General features: G+C 31.4%; 15 protein-coding genes. 13 read left to right on the forward strand and 2 right to left on the reverse strand.

The window, feature by feature from the left end; genetic code table 11:
• Nucleotides 1-521 precede the first annotated feature (521 nt).
• The 5 genes from rny (at nt 522) to lepB (ending at nt 6,094) form a co-directional block, all read left to right on the forward strand.
• Nucleotides 522-2,036 (forward strand): ribonuclease Y, encoded by a 1,515-nt coding sequence (gene rny, locus N4A68_07345; GenBank protein MCT4564122.1) that lies wholly within the window; start codon nt 522-524, stop codon nt 2,034-2,036.
• A 255-nt stretch (nt 2,037-2,291) separates the two neighbouring features.
• Nucleotides 2,292-2,552: a stage V sporulation protein SpoVS gene (spoVS, locus tag N4A68_07350; GenBank protein ID MCT4564123.1), complete on the forward strand. Its 261-nt coding sequence runs from the start codon at nt 2,292-2,294 to the stop codon at nt 2,550-2,552.
• 690 nt (nt 2,553-3,242) lie between these two features.
• Nucleotides 3,243-4,673, forward strand: coding sequence for an adenylosuccinate lyase (gene purB, locus N4A68_07355; protein ID MCT4564124.1), 1,431 nt, complete (start codon nt 3,243-3,245; stop codon nt 4,671-4,673).
• A 136-nt stretch (nt 4,674-4,809) separates the two neighbouring features.
• Complete coding sequence (locus tag N4A68_07360; GenBank protein MCT4564125.1) at nt 4,810-5,304, forward strand: GNAT family N-acetyltransferase; 495 nt, start codon at nt 4,810-4,812, stop codon at nt 5,302-5,304.
• Between the two features lie 214 nt (nt 5,305-5,518).
• Nucleotides 5,519-6,094, forward strand: a complete 576-nt coding sequence (lepB, locus tag N4A68_07365) for a signal peptidase I (protein MCT4564126.1) — start codon at nt 5,519-5,521, stop codon at nt 6,092-6,094.
• Nucleotides 6,095-6,609: 515 nt separating this feature from the next.
• On the opposite strand, the gene N4A68_07370 is transcribed toward lepB, so the two are convergent.
• Nucleotides 6,610-7,029, reverse strand: a complete 420-nt coding sequence (locus N4A68_07370) for a MerR family transcriptional regulator (protein MCT4564127.1) — start codon at nt 7,027-7,029, stop codon at nt 6,610-6,612.
• Nucleotides 7,030-7,302: 273 nt separating this feature from the next.
• Here N4A68_07370 and N4A68_07375 point away from each other — a divergent pair, with 273 nt between their 5' ends.
• Entirely contained in the window at nt 7,303-8,283 is a 981-nt protein-coding gene (locus N4A68_07375) for an aldo/keto reductase (protein ID MCT4564128.1), read from the forward strand.
• Between the two features lie 118 nt (nt 8,284-8,401).
• The gene (locus N4A68_07380) at nt 8,402-8,686 is read left to right on the forward strand and encodes an antibiotic biosynthesis monooxygenase (GenBank protein MCT4564129.1); all 285 of its coding nucleotides are present in this window, start codon (nt 8,402-8,404) and stop codon (nt 8,684-8,686) included.
• A 196-nt stretch (nt 8,687-8,882) separates the two neighbouring features.
• Here the strand turns inward: N4A68_07380 and N4A68_07385 are convergent, their stop codons facing one another.
• A complete protein-coding gene (locus tag N4A68_07385; GenBank protein ID MCT4564130.1) occupies nt 8,883-10,283 on the reverse strand; it encodes an MATE family efflux transporter in 1,401 nt (466 codons plus the stop codon).
• A gap of 441 nt (nt 10,284-10,724) precedes the next feature.
• Here N4A68_07385 and N4A68_07390 point away from each other — a divergent pair, with 441 nt between their 5' ends.
• The 6 genes from N4A68_07390 (at nt 10,725) to N4A68_07415 (ending at nt 17,030) form a co-directional block, all read left to right on the forward strand.
• The gene (locus tag N4A68_07390; protein MCT4564131.1) at nt 10,725-11,468 is read left to right on the forward strand and encodes a trehalose repressor; all 744 of its coding nucleotides are present in this window, start codon (nt 10,725-10,727) and stop codon (nt 11,466-11,468) included.
• Between the two features lie 385 nt (nt 11,469-11,853).
• Nucleotides 11,854-12,774, forward strand: a complete 921-nt coding sequence (locus tag N4A68_07395) for a site-specific integrase (protein ID MCT4564132.1) — start codon at nt 11,854-11,856, stop codon at nt 12,772-12,774.
• A gap of 183 nt (nt 12,775-12,957) precedes the next feature.
• A complete protein-coding gene (locus N4A68_07400; GenBank protein MCT4564133.1) occupies nt 12,958-13,599 on the forward strand; it encodes a site-2 protease family protein in 642 nt (213 codons plus the stop codon).
• Between the two features lie 104 nt (nt 13,600-13,703).
• Nucleotides 13,704-14,729, forward strand: coding sequence for an aminotransferase class I/II-fold pyridoxal phosphate-dependent enzyme (locus N4A68_07405; GenBank protein ID MCT4564134.1), 1,026 nt, complete (start codon nt 13,704-13,706; stop codon nt 14,727-14,729).
• A gap of 243 nt (nt 14,730-14,972) precedes the next feature.
• Nucleotides 14,973-15,992, forward strand: a complete 1,020-nt coding sequence (locus N4A68_07410) for a DUF362 domain-containing protein (GenBank protein MCT4564135.1) — start codon at nt 14,973-14,975, stop codon at nt 15,990-15,992.
• A 216-nt stretch (nt 15,993-16,208) separates the two neighbouring features.
• Entirely contained in the window at nt 16,209-17,030 is an 822-nt protein-coding gene (locus tag N4A68_07415; protein ID MCT4564136.1) for an MBL fold metallo-hydrolase, read from the forward strand.
• Nucleotides 17,031-17,037: the final 7 nt, after the last annotated feature.

Raw genomic sequence — 17,037 nt, forward strand, 5'->3', positions numbered from 1 at the left:
GGCTCTTATTGTATATTATAACCCTTAGTATAGAATCTCGAAAGAATTTACTTATACTTTAGAAAAATCAATTAATCTTGACAGTAATTTGAAAAAGATATAAAATTAAAAAAGAAACACGGTAAAGTATCATTTCCATGATTCATTCCCTTTTATTAGATTGTAAGGTCATAGGATCGACAGTTTTTGTTTATATTTTGATTTTAAATCATTTAATAAGGTGAAATAAGGTCAAACTAAGGGGCAAGATTGCCCTAACTAATTTTATTAAAATTATTGCTTTTATATTTTAAATTATATGTTTAAGAAAATATAGATAAACAACTTTAAAACTTAATAAGTTTTCAAATAATTTATTAGCCTTCATTATTTCATTAAAATTCAACTTATATTTTTAGTGTTGATTATCTATAATCGAAAATGTCTATTTCTAGCTTAAACAATATAAAATTAAAAAAGTTAATAACAACAAAATATGGGAGGTGAGGTCTATTAACGAATATTTACCTGTAGTTTTATCAATTGCCATTTCAGCCCCAGCGGGTTTTGGAATTGGATATATATTGAGAAAAATGACTGCTGAAAAAATAATAGGTAGTGCTGAACAAAAAGCTGAGTTAATAGTTTTTGAGGCAAATAAAGATGCTGATACTAGGAAGAAAGAAATACTCCTTGAAGCCAAAGAAGAGGTTCATAAGTTAAGGTATGAGCAAGAAAGGGAAAATAGGGATAGAAGAAACGAACTTCAAAGGTTGGAAAGAAGATTACTTCAAAAAGAAGAAACTCTTGATAGAAAGTCTGACAATCTTGAGAAGAAAGAAGATTATTTAAATAGATCAAACAAAGAGATTACTAAAAAAGAGGAAATGATTGAAAATCTTTATCAAAAGCAGCTTCAAGAGCTTGAGAGAATATCTGGTCTTACAACTGAACAAGCAAAACAAATATTACTTAGCGATATTGAAAAAGAAGTTAAGCATGATGCAGTAGTGATGATTAAGGATGTAGTAAATAAAGCTAAAGAAGACGCTAATAAAACAGCTACAGAAATTATAGCTTATGCTGTTCAAAAATGTGCAGCTGATTATGTTGCTGAGTCGACAGTTTCTGTTGTAAGTTTACCTAATGATGAAATGAAGGGGAGAATTATTGGTCGAGAAGGTAGAAATATTAGGGCTTTAGAGACATTAACTGGAGTTGATTTAATCATTGACGATACTCCTGAAGCCGTTATTTTATCATCCTTTGACCCAATAAGAAGAGAAGTAGCAAGGGTAGCCCTTGAAAAACTTATTATAGATGGAAGGATACACCCAGCTAGAATCGAGGAAATGGTTGAAAAGGCAAGAAAAGAAATAAATAATCACATTAAAGAGGAAGGCGAAAAAGCAACATTTGATTTAGGAATTCATAATCTTCATCCTGAATTAGTGAAGTTACTTGGACGCTTAAAATATAGAACTAGTTATGGACAAAATGTTCTACAACATTCTATAGAAGTTTCATACTTAGCAGGTTTAATGGCTGCTGAATTAGGTGTAGATGTTAAAATTGCTAAACGTGCTGGTTTACTCCATGATATCGGTAAGGCCGTTGACCATGAAGTAGAAGGTACTCATGTTGAGATAGGTATAAACTTACTTCGAAGATATAGAGAAACAAAGGAAGTTATTCATGCCATGTCTACCCATCATGGTGATTATGACCCAGAAACAATTGAAGCAGTATTGGTAACTGCTGCAGACGCAATTTCCGCAGCTAGACCAGGTGCTAGAAGAGAAACCTTAGAGACCTATATAAAACGTCTTGAAAAGTTAGAGAATATTGCTAATTCCTATGAAGGAATAGAAAAAGCATTTGCTATTCAGGCTGGTAGAGAAATCAGAATTATGGTCAAGCCTGAAGATATATCTGATGACAATATGGTATTATTGGCTAGAGAAATAAGTAAGAGAGTTGAAAATGAGCTTGAATATCCTGGCCAAATCAAAGTAAACGTTATTAGAGAAACTAGAGCTATAGATTATGCAAAATAAAAATAAAGAAGCTATCCTAGGATAGCTTCTTTATTTTTATTTTGCATATAAATTTTAAAAATTCAAATCAAATTGAAATTTAAAGAAAGTTTTTAATTTATATAAATATCTAGGAGGATTTTTTTTATTTTTGTAGAATACTAGTAATAAGTGGAAAACTATAAAATATTTAACTCATTAGTTATTTATATGTCTGTGGGTTAATAATCAATCAAAACACTATTTAATCAAAATTCCTAAAGGGGGCTTTAATCGATGGAGGTATTAAAGGTATCAGCAAAATCAAATCCAAATTCAGTTGCAGGAGCGTTAGCAGGTGTTCTTAGAGAACGAGGAGCTGCCGAAATTCAAGCTATTGGCGCAGGGGCTCTAAATCAAGCAGTAAAAGCAGTTGCAATTGCTAGAGGATTCGTTGCTCCTAGTGGTATGGATCTAATTTGTATCCCGGCTTTTACAGACATTGAAATTGATGGTGAAGAAAGAACTGCTATCAAGCTTATTGTACAACCCAGATAGAGGAAACGATTCCACTAAAACCTGCTGATATTGAGCAGGTTTTTTTATATGTACATTTCTTTATTGAGTAAATTGCATAAATATTTTCTATAAAAACCATCTACCTAAGAGTTATGCAATTTACTCTTGCAATTTCCCCTACTTATAAGGAATAAAAAAATATACTTAGCACAAATAATAATCTTAGGTATAGAGGAAATTGAATAATTACTTTCTGTAAAAACCATGTACTACATGTAGTTTTAAAATCCTTAAAGCTATACCATCAAATATGCTTATATCTTAAGCAATTAAATATAGGATGATATTCCCATATGCAACCTAGCCAAGTAAGAGTTATGCAATTTCCTCTATAGATAATCAGCATTGGCACTTAAAATAAATCTCATGGAAAATGATTAAGACCTTTACATTTTTTTATTTTCAATTTATTATATTTGTTATTTTATGCTATATAATGTATAATACTATATGGAAAGTACGAACATTATTTTATGATTTAACCCAAATTATTCATATGAAATGTAAAACTCTGCTACTTCCTTTTGTCTCTAAGATATTCATCAAATCCTTGAGTTATCGACTTGGTATACCTTCGGATTTCCTAATGGACTTAGAAACAAAACTAATTGCATGTTTTCAGACTTCCTATAAATAATCGGGGTTACAATAAATGTAAGGAGTGATCTAGTGACATCTTTATATGAAAATCCCCTAATATCTAGATATTCAAGTGAAGAAATGTTAAAAATCTTTTCTCCCGACACTAAATTTAGGACATGGAGAAGGCTGTGGATAGCCCTAGCCGAGGCAGAAAAGGAATTAGGACTTCCAATAAGTGAAGAACAAATCGAAGAAATGAAGGAATATAAGGATCAAATTAATTATGATGTTGCAAAAGAAATGGAAAAGAAAACAAGACATGATGTTATGTCCCATGTTCATGCATATGGTGAACAATGCCCTAAGGCAAGGGGGATTATCCACCTAGGTGCGACCAGTGCATTTGTTGGAGACAATACTGATCTAATTGTGATGCATGATGCCCTAAAAATTGTTCGAAGAAAATTAATTAACTGCATAGATAGATTAGCTAATTTCGCTTATGAATATAGAAGTATGCCTACACTAGGTTTTACCCATTTTCAACCTGCTCAATTAACCACTGTAGGAAAAAGAGCTACACTTTGGCTTATGGATTTACTTCTAGATTTAGAAGAGGTAGAGACTCTTATTTCTAAAATGATGATTAGAGGTGTAAAGGGTACTACAGGTACTCAAGCAAGCTACCTAAAGCTTTTTGATGGTGACCACGGAAAAGTTAAGGAGTTAGATAAACTAGTAGCTAAAAAGCTAGGTTTTGAAAAAACTTTCCCTGTATCGGGTCAAACCTATGCTAGAAAATATGATTATAAGATACTATCTGTATTAAGTGGAATTGCACAAAGTTTACATAAGATGACTAATGATACTCGTTTGCTTCAGCATCTGAAGGAAGTAGAAGAGCCCTTTGGTAAAAATCAAATAGGTTCATCGGCTATGGCATATAAAAGAAATCCTATGAGAAGTGAAAGAATTGCTTCCTTAGCAAGGTATGTTATTGCAAATGCACAAAATCCAGCAAATACTGCTGCAACTCAATGGTTTGAAAGAACCTTAGATGATTCAGCTAATAGAAGACTTTCTATACCAGAATGCTTTTTATGCATAGACTCAATATTAGAAATAGCAATAAATATAAGCTCAAATTTAGTAGTATATCCGAAGGTTATAGAAAAACGTCTAAGGGAAGAATTACCCTTTATGGCTACAGAAAATATATTGATGGAGGCCGTAAAAAAAGGTGGAGATAGACAAGAACTTCATGAAAAGATAAGAGTACACTCAATGGCTGCTGGAAGGGTAGTGAAAGAGGAAGGTAAGGAAAATGATCTTTTATCTAGAATAGCTAAGGATGATGCTTTTAACCTTACGTTGGATGAGATAAATGGATTACTAGATCCAACGCTATTTATAGGTAGATCACCTGAGCAAGTAGAAGAATTCATAAAAGAACATATTAAGCCTATTTTAGACGTAAATAAGGATATACTAGGTGTGAATGTTGAGCTTAAGGTTTAAAATAATTATGGCATATTTTTAGTAATATAACCCTTTAATCTATAATTTCCTATAGGTCAAAGGGTTATTATTTGCATAGGTTGTATATACCCATGTCCAGGAAAAAATACTATTAGAAAAGGATAGGTGATGGGAATTGATTATAGAAACAAAAAATCTAAAAATTAGTATAGTAGAAGATAACGATATATTAAATATTCTTCAGGTATACAATTCAAATACAGAGTTTCTAGAGGCCCATATGGGAAAACAAAATGTAGATGTTATGTGGCTTGAAGAGGAAATAAAATCTATGAAGGAATCAGACTTTTATAGTTGTAAGATAGTACATAAAAAAACAAAAAAAATTATCGGTATACTTGATTTTACTTTAAAAGAAGAATGCTATTTGTCCTTGCTTATGCTACACAGTGAATCTAAAAATAAGGGTTATGGTAAGGAGATATATTCAAGATTTGAAGGTTATGCTAAAGACAATGCCTGTAAAACCATAAGAATTGATGTAGTTACTAATTATAATGATAATGTATTAAATTTCTGGAAAATGAATAATTTTAAAATAATAGATAATATAGAGTTGAATTGGACGGGAAAAATATTGCCAGCGGCTGTCATGAAAAAGTATTTATAAAATATTTCTGTAAGTATCCACATTAAACAATTTATTTTTTACTACACAAGAGTTTAACCCCAAAATTTATTATATAGGGTAAAGACATTTGACCTTGTTGAGTATTAATAGAGGAAATGGGAAGTTTTTATGGAATTTATATTGGTATGTCCTTTTATATTGAGACAAGGACTATAAATTGGATTCTTAATTGGAGTCAAAGGAGTAGGATTAAATGGGTGAAAACAATGAAAATAATAGGAAAGAAAAAAGCATAAAAACAGAAATCATAGCATGGATTAAAGAAATAGTAATATCAGTGATAGTTGCTTTATTAATTACAAATTTTATGTTTACACATATAATCGTACCAACGCCCTCAATGGCACCTACAATTGAGTGTAATGATCACTTTATGATAAATAAGCTACCTATGTATTATAGGAATCCACAAAGAGGAGAAATCGTGGTATTCCATGGGGAAGAAAAAGAACTTGTAAAAAGAGTGGTGGGACTTCCAGAGGAAGTAATAGATATAAAGGATGGTCATGTTTATATTAATGGAAATAAAATTGAGGAAGATTATTTAGTTGAAGGTATTATAACAAAGCCAGCTAAGCCCAAATATATTGATCCCGGTGTTGATATAAAATATCCCTATACAATACCCAAGGGAAGCTATTTTGTAATGGGTGATAATAGGGAAAATAGTAAGGATAGTAGATATATTGGTACCATAAAAAGAGAGAAAATATATGCCATAGCTAAGTTTAGAATATGGCCGTTAAATTCCATTGGAAATATCTATTAGGCTAGGGTAAGTACCGGGTTGTAATTAACCTTGAACTTAATTTGCCGAGAGAGCTAATGAAGAAATCAATTTCTAAAGTGATAAAATTATTGAATTAAAGGGGCAAATACAAGATATTCAATTATAGGTTAATAAATAGGAAGGTTACATAATATAATTAGAGTTAACTTATATGTTCTATATAGGATACAACTATATTCCGAGTTGTAATTAACTCTGAATATAAAAATATTATATCCAAACTATTTACTTTATTATTTAAATATATAAATTAATATAAAATTACTTATTTAACACTTAAAAGGAATTCTCTTTCTCAAAATAGAGTATTCAACTGGGGAATATATCTCAAAATATCCGATGTGTCTAGGGAATTTTAATGTGTATAAATTAACTGTTTAATTAGAATATCTATATAGGGAATATTAAATTAATATTTAGGGTAAAACAATAGGCTACATAGTTGATAAAAATAATCAAAATGTAGCCTATTGTTAATTTCCTTAAATTAGTTACTATTTAGATTTTTCATAGGTGGAATAGCAATTTTTTGAATCATGGATTTTTTCGGTTCCGGCTTCTAAGGCCTCATCGTAATACCGAATTTTGTAGTTGATTGTATCTAAATATTTTTGATATTCTCTCATTTGCTCTTCAACAATTTCTTTTTGCTTAACAAAAGCTTCCCTACGTTTTTCAATAGTATTATCTCCCATTTGACACCATGTGATGTATTGCTTAATGTCTTTAATAGACATCCCAGTACTTTTCAAACAATTAATTATAGATAACCACGCTATATCACCATCTCTAAAATTTCTTAGTCCAGATTCAGTACGCTCAAGAAATGGTAATAATCCAGCCTTATCATAGTAACGAAGTGTATGAGGAGTTAATCCTGATATCTTTGCAGCTTCCCCAATGGTATATCCCATTTATTTTACCCCCTAAAATATAAAATTAAAAAAAGTATTGACTTAGAGTTCACTCTAAATGTTATCATGATTTTATAGTTAAAGAAATAGGTTTTTGTAAAAAGCTATTATAATAGAGTCAAATCTACATAATATCATTAGGAAAAATAATTTATAGGGATTCCAGTCAAAACTTTAATTCACACATATCAAAACTCTCCCCAAAATGGAGTATTTCGATATGTATAAATTAAGATTTACATTGAACTCTTTATATTAGGGAGGAAAGCAAAAATGAAAAATAGGAAATTAGGTAAAGCAGGGGTAACAGTAAGTGAAATTGGACTTGGTACATGGCAATTAGGCTCAAAATGGGGAGAACCATTCAATCATGATGAAGCAATGAATATTTTGAGTGCAGCAAAAAAAAATGGTATAAACTTTATAGATACAGCCGATGTTTATAATAATGGAAATAGTGAAAAAGTTATTGGGGAATTCATGAAAAAAGATATACAAAAGCCTTTCGTAGTTACGAAATGTGGCCGTCAGTTAAATCCCCATACTGCAGAAATGTATACTCCAGAGGCTGTTGAAAAATACGTTGAAGAAAGTATTCAGAGGATGGATGTTGAAAATCTAGATATGATTCTATTGCATTGTCCCCCTACTACTGTATACAAAAAAAGCGATGTATTTGCTAAACTTGATGAGTTAAAAAAAGTAGGGAAGATTAAACACTATGGTGTAAGTGTTGAAAAAGTAGAAGAAGCAATTGAAGCAATGAATTATGATATTTCAGCCATCGAAATAATATTTAATATGTTTAGATTAAAACCCGCTGAAAAATTATTTGATTTAGCAAAAGAAAAAAATATTGGAATTATTGTTAGGGTTCCCTTAGCCAGTGGTTTGTTAACAGGGAAATTTAATAAAACAACATCTTTTGGTGAAAGCGATCATCGTTCATTTAATAGAAATGGTGAACATTTCGATAAAGGGGAAACTTTCTCAGGTGTTGATTATGATTTAGGACTAGAGGCGGTACAAGAGTTAAAAAAAGTATTTGGAACGGAGAATTTGGTACCCTATGCTTTAAAATGGATTTTGATGCATGATGCAGTTTCCGTTGTTATACCGGGTGCAAGTAAAACTTCACAGGTAGAATCAAATATAAAAGCTTCGGAATTACCAGCTTTAAGCAAAAAACAGATGAATGAAGTTAAAGCTATATATGATAAATATATAAAGGAAAGTGTACATAATAATTGGTAAGAACACCTACTAAGTTAGTGTGAATCACAACACATACGAGGATGGGGTTTCTTTGTAGAAAGCTTGCTGTTTCTTACTCTTAAGAGTAATTCAAATAAATAAAAAAGGAGGCATTGTAATGATCAAGATAGTTGCAAAAAATAAAATAAAAGAAGGAAAAAGAGAAGAATTTATTAATGCTGCAAAAGAGCTTATTAAGAAGAGCCAAGCAGAAGAGGGATGTATTTCTTATGAATTATATGAAGATATTGGGGATTCTCATACTTTAACATTTATAGAATCTTGGAAGGACAAGGAATCAATAGATAAGCATAATAGTTCAGCCCATTTTACGGCTATTGTTCCTATCCTTGGGCAATTTATAGAAGAGAAGGATGTAAGATTATATAGTTTAGCAAAATAATGCAAAATGGGATCATAAAAAAATTGAAATTCAATAAAAATTTTTTTCATCTATTTCCAGTAAAAATTTCGTTTTTGCTGGAAATAGATTTTTTCCTATAATTTAAACAATTGAAAATTTGTTAGCTTTCAATATGAAATTAAAACTACAAAATCCTCTTATCTATGGAATATATACCGTGGATATGTTATGGCCTTCAATTTATCTTAAAATGCTTCTTTATCTTATGGATTCCAACTTCTGGTGTTTTAATCAAAAGTATAACAAACAACGTCACTAATACAAGCCCCTTAAATATACTACTCATACTTATACTCCACCAAACTCCTTCAATTCCTAAAACAGTAAAGGTAGATAGAAAATATGCAGCGGGAACTCTTGCACCGGTAAGTAGTATACTTACCCATGAAGGGATTTTAGTTTTTCCTAATCCATTGAATGCACCTGCTGTTGTTATCTCTATACACATAAATAACTGTGATAAACCTAATATTTTTAGGTAAATAGTTCCCATTTTTAAAGGTTCTTCTCCTGATATAAACAGTTTAAATATTGGTTCAGCTCCAAATACTAAGAGAAAGGTAACCCCAATACCAAATACGGATACAATTGAAAGAGCTGAAAAATATCCCTTATATATTCTATCCCATTTTTGTGCGCCATAGTTCTGACCTACAAAGCTGCTGAGAGCTGTTTGAAACCCTCCGGCGGTCATCCAGGATAATGATTCTATCATAGAACCTACCTTTTGAACACCAATCCCCACCGGGTCTATATGTGAAATTATTCTTGCTATTAACATGCTATAGAAAGTAAAAAGTCCATTTTGAATAGCAACAGGTGTACCAATCTTTAGTATTTCATTCATATATGGAACTTCAATTTTTGAAAATATATTGAATCCATTGAATAAAGTTTTTCCATTTGTACTAATCCTAATTGTTATTATAAATGCAATAGTAACTACAGCCTGCGAAAAAACTGTTGCTAGAGCCGCTCCTTGTACTCCCATTTCACTAAAAGGACCTATGCCTTTTATCATTAATGGATCCAAAATCAAATTTAAAAATAATCCTATAAAATTCATTATTAAAGGAGTCAGACTATCTCCTGAACCGTTAAATATTGCTGTAAATACTGGATTAATAAAATAGAAAATAAATCCAAACCCTATTATTCTAAGATATTCTATGGACATAGTATTTATAGCTTGATTTTCGATATTAAAAAAGGCTATTAAGTTTTCCTTAAATATTAATATTACTACTGTATAAAATATACTAAGTACTAAAATTATTTTAATTGAAGTGTTTATATATTTTTTAGTATCCTCTAGCTTGTTACTTCCTATAGATTGAGCAACCTTAACTTCCGCCCCGATTTTAGCAAACATAATAAATGCTATTGCAAGCCATGAAAAAAATCCTGCAGTTCCAGCAGCAGATACCGCTTGACCAGAGGGATCATAATTACCTAACCAAAACATATCCATCATATTATAAGCCATTTGTAAAAAAGATGTTAACATAATTGGCATTGCAAGTTTGAATAAGACCCCAACAATATTTCCTTGAGTGAGGTCAATTCTATTTTTCATAAATCATCGTCCTTTCATTTAATCCTTAAATGTCTATTTCCTTAAACACATACATAAAGAGTCCCTATAGTGTAGACCATTTAAGGAGTCTAAGCCATAGGGGGGGTATTTTTAAGAATCTACTATTCTTCAAAAATTATTTTAGTTGAGTTATAGAATTAAAAATCAAACATATTTTGTCCTCCTTGTTTTTGATAATCAAAGTATATATTTTAGAGTGTACTCTAAGTCAAGTGTTATTTAAAGTTTTTTCATCATTATTTGGGAATAGATTTAAAATGGAATTCACATATACCTGTGTTCATGGTAGAAGGAGCATTGATAAGGAAGAGATTCCCATAAAATTGATGAAACTTCTTGACAAAAAATAATTCCTATAATATTTTATAGATACCGGTTTCAGTAACTTTCATTGACTATTTATGGGGGATTAGGCTACATATGTATTCAATTCTTACTACTACTTCTGAATTTGCTAAACAAAGTATTAAACGTGAAGTAGAAGCCTTGGAGTTTATGGAAGAGCGCCAAGTTGAGGGTGTTATTTATGTACCTCAAATCATATCTCCAGAAATAATAGAATACTTAAAAAATTACAAAACTGCTATTGTAAGTTTAACAGAAAAATTGCAGGGGACATCTATACCAGCCTTAACATTTGATGATTATAATGCTGCAAAATCTATTGTTCAGTATTTGATAGACTTAGGGCACAAAGATATTGCTTTTATTGGCATTTCTGATGAATATTATTCTACTGGATTTTTGAGAAAAAAAGGTTATCTTGATGCATTAAAGGAAAATAATATACCAGTTAACTATGAGGGCATCATAAGTTCTGGATTTTCGTTACTTGAAGGATATTCATCGGCGAGAGATCTTATTAATAACCCTAATATTAAGCCTACTGCAGTTTTTGCTGCACTGGATCGAATTGCTTATGGTACGATGAGTTACTTGAATAAGGCGGGCTATCGTGTTCCACAGGACATTTCTGTTGTAGGCATTGACGATGACGATTTATCTAGCTATTATACGCCACCTTTAACAACCATTTATTATGATTTTATCAAAGCAGGAGGGAGTATAGCCAATATGTTACTTGAAGTTATAAATGATAAACAAACATTAGTTGAAGATAGAAAAATGGGATTTTATATTAGAGAAAGAAACAGTGCAATATGAAAGAATAATTCTTCTAGAGGGATTATGGAAAATATGTAAGATAGCTCATGAAATTAGGATTATACAAAAATGGAAAGTAGGATAAATTATTGCGAGTCCTTTTACAGGGAGTGGTAAAGGCAGTTTCATAAGAACTGCAAATAGTCATGATTATACTTTAAAACCATTAAAAAACTGTATTAAAGGTAAAGTGGCAAATGTAAAAAAATATACGTTTAGGGTTACAGCTGTATAGTGGTATAATTAAGTATAAATGTTTGAAATTACATGTACTTAACATATGAGAAAATCAGAACTTGATATAATACCTATCTTTACCCCAATATAATAATTTATAGGTACATGATATCTGATTACATATCTACATAGAGAGGAGAGAGACCCCATGAATAACAGTATAATTTCATCTGATAGCGAAAAGCTTATAAAGTACTTTACCCTAGAAAGATTAAAATTAGAGAAGACCCGTAGAGACTATACTAGAGAAATACTAAGGTTCACAGAATATATAAAAAAGGACTTCTTGTTGGCAAATAATGAAGATTGCACTTCCTACATAAATAATCTCAAGGAAAATGCAAGAAAAGGGAAAATGAGTGTTTTCACTGTAGAAAAAAAATATATATATTTATTTAGCTTTTTCAACTATATAGAAGGGGTAAAGCTAATATATGGGTTCATACCAGCATCCTTCTATAACCATTTCAAAACAGTTGAAAAGCCTTCTGCTCCTAGGAATATATCCAGTGATAAAATAATCTCCTTGTCTGAACTAGATGAATTAATTTCTATATTGAAGGCTGGTAATCTTAGGGACTATACCGCTTTAATGCTTATCTTTACATCGGGTTTAACTCTAAAAGAAGCTACCACCTTAAAATGGAATCAGTTTGTTGAAGATATTAACAGCAATGTAGCCCTTGAATTCATAATAAAAAATAGTGAAAAGAGGTATGTTAAAGTATCCCATGATATGACAGAGCTTTTAGCTGAATATAAAAAGTCTATAGAACCTGTAAACAAAGATTCTTTCGTATTCAAGAACAAATTTGGTAATCCCCTTAGTGGTAGGTGGCTAAGAAAAGTTTTGACTGATGCTTGTAAAAAAGCTGAATTTGAACACATATATACTCCAAGGGATTTGAGACATAGTGCAGCCGCAATGTGTCTTAAGAATGGGGCTCCTGCTGAAAAGGTTAAGGAACAATTGGGCTGGTCTGATGCTAGAATTGCTGATAGATATAATTATTCAATACCTTTTTTAGAGGATAATGCAATCGACTATTTAAATTTTAAGTTAAAGTAATTACTGTAAATAATCTGGGGTAAGGCACATAAAAAAATAAGAGGAACGGATAAAATGACTAGTTTATTTTTTAGATATTCCTAAATATGATATAATCAAAATTATTATATAGGAATTATACTTCGTTGGATTAACATGGATAGAAGTGTATATTACTATGATTAACCTTTTAAGGAGGACGTTATGGCTTTTACATTAGAACAACTTATTGTTATAGTACCAATCTTTTTAGTTTCCTTAACCTTTCATGAGTTCGCCCACTCATTTGCGGCATTATTGTTAGGTGACAGAACCTCTCAAGCTATGGGAAGATTTAGCTTAAATCCACTTAAGCATATTGACCCCCTAGGCTTTATTTTGTTTATATTATTTGGATTTGGATGGGCTAAACCCGTAATGGTCAATAGGGAGAATCTAAGGCACCCACTACGGGACGATGTGATTATATCTTTATCTGGCCCATTAGCTAATTTTATTTTAGCCATTACAAGTGCTATTTTACTTAGGATTTTATTAAAGGGTGGATTATTAGCTGGGGGTACTCTAGAAATTATACCTAATATTTTTATTTATACTATTATAGTAAATATATCATTAGCTATATTTAATCTTCTTCCGATACCTCCCCTCGATGGTTCACATATAATCACAGATATCATAGAAATTTGGAGCCCTAGCCTAGCGTATAAGTTTTATAAATTTGGTTCTAGGTTAATACTTATTCTTATAATTCTCGAAAGGGTTACGGATATAGACTTTTTACCTATCGGGGGAATGATTAATAGTGTAACAAATATAATTTTTAGGACATTTTTAAATATATAAAATCGAGGAAATTGCATAACTCTTACTTGGCAGAATTGCATAATATATAAGGTAATTATGCAATTTGCTCAATCAGCAGAATCTTAGGATAAAGGAGGATTACTATGTACAGCTTTAAAAACGACTATAGCGAAGGTGCCCATCCCAAAATATTAGATGCACTTATTAGATGGAATATGTATCAAGAAGAAGGTTATGGATGTGACACGCACACTCGAAATGCAGTATCTAAAATTAAAAAGCTAATAGGTAATAAAGATATTGATGTTCACCTTATATCAGGAGGAACTCAAACAAATCTGATTGCAATAGGAGCATTTTTAAGACCCCATGAAGCTTGCATATGTGCCAATACAGGTCATATTGCAGTCCATGAAACGGGAGCAATTGAATATACTGGGCATAAAGTCATTACAGTAGATTCAAATGACGGAAAAATTATATCCGAGAAAATTCAAGAAGTATTAGATTTTCATGAAGACGAGCATCTTGTAAAACCTAAGCTTGTATATATTTCTAATCCAACTGAGTTAGGAACAATATATACTATAGAAGAAATAAAATCCCTAAGTGAATTTTGTAAAGACAATAATCTTATTTTGTATGCCGATGGTGCGAGATTAGGCTCCGCTCTTTGTGTTGAGGATGCTAATTTGAATTTATCAGATATGTGTAATTTTACTGATGCATTTTTTATTGGTGCTACTAAAAATGGAGCGCTCCTTGGAGAAGCTTTAGTAATAAAAGAAGAAGGCTTAAAAGCAGATTTCAGGTATCATATAAAACAAAAAGGAGGACTTCTTGCCAAGGGTAGACTTCTAGGAATCCAGTTTGAAGAATTATTTGAGGATAATCTCTATTTTGAGCTTGCAAATCATGCTAATGAAATGGCAAAGCTTTTGACTATAGGTTTAAAAGAAGCTAACTGCGAGTTCCTAATAGACTCACCAACGAATCAAATATTCCCTATAATAGAAAATAGACTAATTGAAAGGCTAGGGGAAAAGTTTATATTTTATATATGGTCTAAGATAGATGAAAATAGATCTGCTATTAGACTAGTAACTTCCTGGGCCACAAGTAAAGAAGCTGTGGATGAATTTATCAAGGAAGTGAATCAAGGCAAATAAGTGATTGTCATAAAGACGTCAATGTATAGATACCCAAGAAATCCAAGGTAAAATTATAATATTATATGGGTTTTATTATATAATAAACAATGAAAGGATGTGACACTTATTATAAAGATGTAGAAGCATTAGTTTAATTTACAAAAACCATACAATGGGAATTTCCAAATTTATTGTGGCCTAAAAAGCTAATAAAATACAATCAAAAATTATATAAAAAAATAAAAAACTAGGAGGATTTATATGAGTAATGTGTATTATAAAAAATATAATGGCAATGATCCAGAAATCTTAAAGCAATTGGCAAGGGAAGTATTTGAGCATATTATTGAAGCGGATAATATCACTCTTGAAAAGAAAATTCCTATAAAGGTGCATTTTGGGGAAAAGGGTAATGAAACCTATGTACCCTCTGGAAGCTACAATGGTTTAATTGCAGCTTTAAATGAAAGAAATATTGAGACAAGCTACATTGAAACCAATGTATTGTATAGGGGGTCAAGAACCACAAAGGAAAACCATATTGCTTTGGCCAAAGACCATGGATTTACTCAGATTCCCATAATCATTGCCGATGGTGAAATGGGCGAGGCAGTACATGAAGTGGAAATCAATAAAAAATATTTTGATAAAGTTAAATTAGGTAAAGCATTTGAAGATTATGACCAAATTCTAGTAACTTCACATTTTAAGGGTCATGTCATGGCAGGTTTTGGTGGGGCTTTAAAACAGTTAGCCATGGGTTTCGCATCACGAAGTGGTAAAATGGCACAGCATTCTAAACAAACTCCAACAGTTAATGGCAGTAAATGTACTTCTTGTGGAATTTGTTTGACGAAATGTGATGTGGATGCAATTCATATTGAGGATCACGCAGTTATATCAGAAGATAAATGTGTAGGTTGTGCAGGTTGTATTGCCGTATGTCCACAGGGTGCCATTACAAATGACTGGGGGGCCGCAAACTTTAAAGAAAAAATAGCGGAATATGCATATGGTGCCAGTTTAAATAAAAAGCATATTTATATCAATTTCCTTATAAATGTCACAAAGCAATGTGATTGTGTAGGACAACATTTTGACCCTATCGCCGATCATGTAGGTATATTTGCATCCATGGATCCTGTAGCAATTGATACGGCATGTCTAGATATATTACAAAAAAACGAGAATTCAGATATATTTGATGGTGGTAGAGTTACATTAGACCATGCTAAGAAGATAGGATTTGGTAGTTCGGATTATAAACTGATAGAAATTTAATGGATTCTCATAGAATCTTCATAATTAATATAGTGATAGATTGAATTGAGATAAGGGTGCAATGGGGATTCTGATATGAAAGATATAAAACAACTTGATAAATAGTAATTTGTAAAGAAGGTGAATCCATGAAGAAATTTTTACATATGCATCCCAAAAATCGCTTATCCTCTGTACAACTATAAAGTCAATATTGTGCAGAGGAGTGTATATCAAATGAATAGATTAAATAAACCAATCATTACGAAAGAAACAATCAAAGCAATGGAGGATATGTCATTTTTTACTCATGCTAAGATTTTTGACGATTTGCTAATTATCGCACAAAAACAAACAAATTGTTTTGTATTAAATACAAGTGATGGGTTGGTAGTAATAGATGCTATTTGGCCGGCAAAAAAGGCTTTTGAGGCAATAATAGATGCCATTAAAGATGTAGGATGGAATCCTGATACAATAAAAAAACTGGTTTTAACACATGGCCATGTTGATCATACAGGATGCGGGAGATGGTTTGTTGAAAAATATCATGTTAATACATATCTTTCTAAAGTAGATGATATTTTTTGGAAAGAACATCCAGCAAAACCTGATAGACCGGAAACATGGAAAGATTACAACATTGATACTTATATTCAAGATGGCGATACCATAACATTAGGTGATAAAACAATATATGTTTATGGTACGCCTGGCCATACTCCAGGAGGATTAAGTTACATATTTCCTGTAAAAGAAAATGGAGAAATACATATGGCAGCATTGTGGGGAGGTACTACACCACCATGGGAAAACAATGGTGTTAAACAATATCTCAAGTCATTGGATTACTTTATCAGTGAAGCAATGCGTAAAAAAGTAGATGTGGCTTTAAGCAATCATACTGCTATAGATAATGGATTGGAACGTATCATGTATTCAAAAACAAGAATGGACTATATGCCCAATATCTATATTATCGGGCAGGATGGATTTCAAAATTTTTGCCAGGTATTTCGTACATTGAGTAATGAAATGCTAGAAAAATTATCAGTATAACACGAAG

The organism is Maledivibacter sp., from assembly GCA_025210375.1.
Taxonomy (GTDB): Bacteria; Bacillota; Clostridia; order Peptostreptococcales; family Caminicellaceae; genus JAOASB01.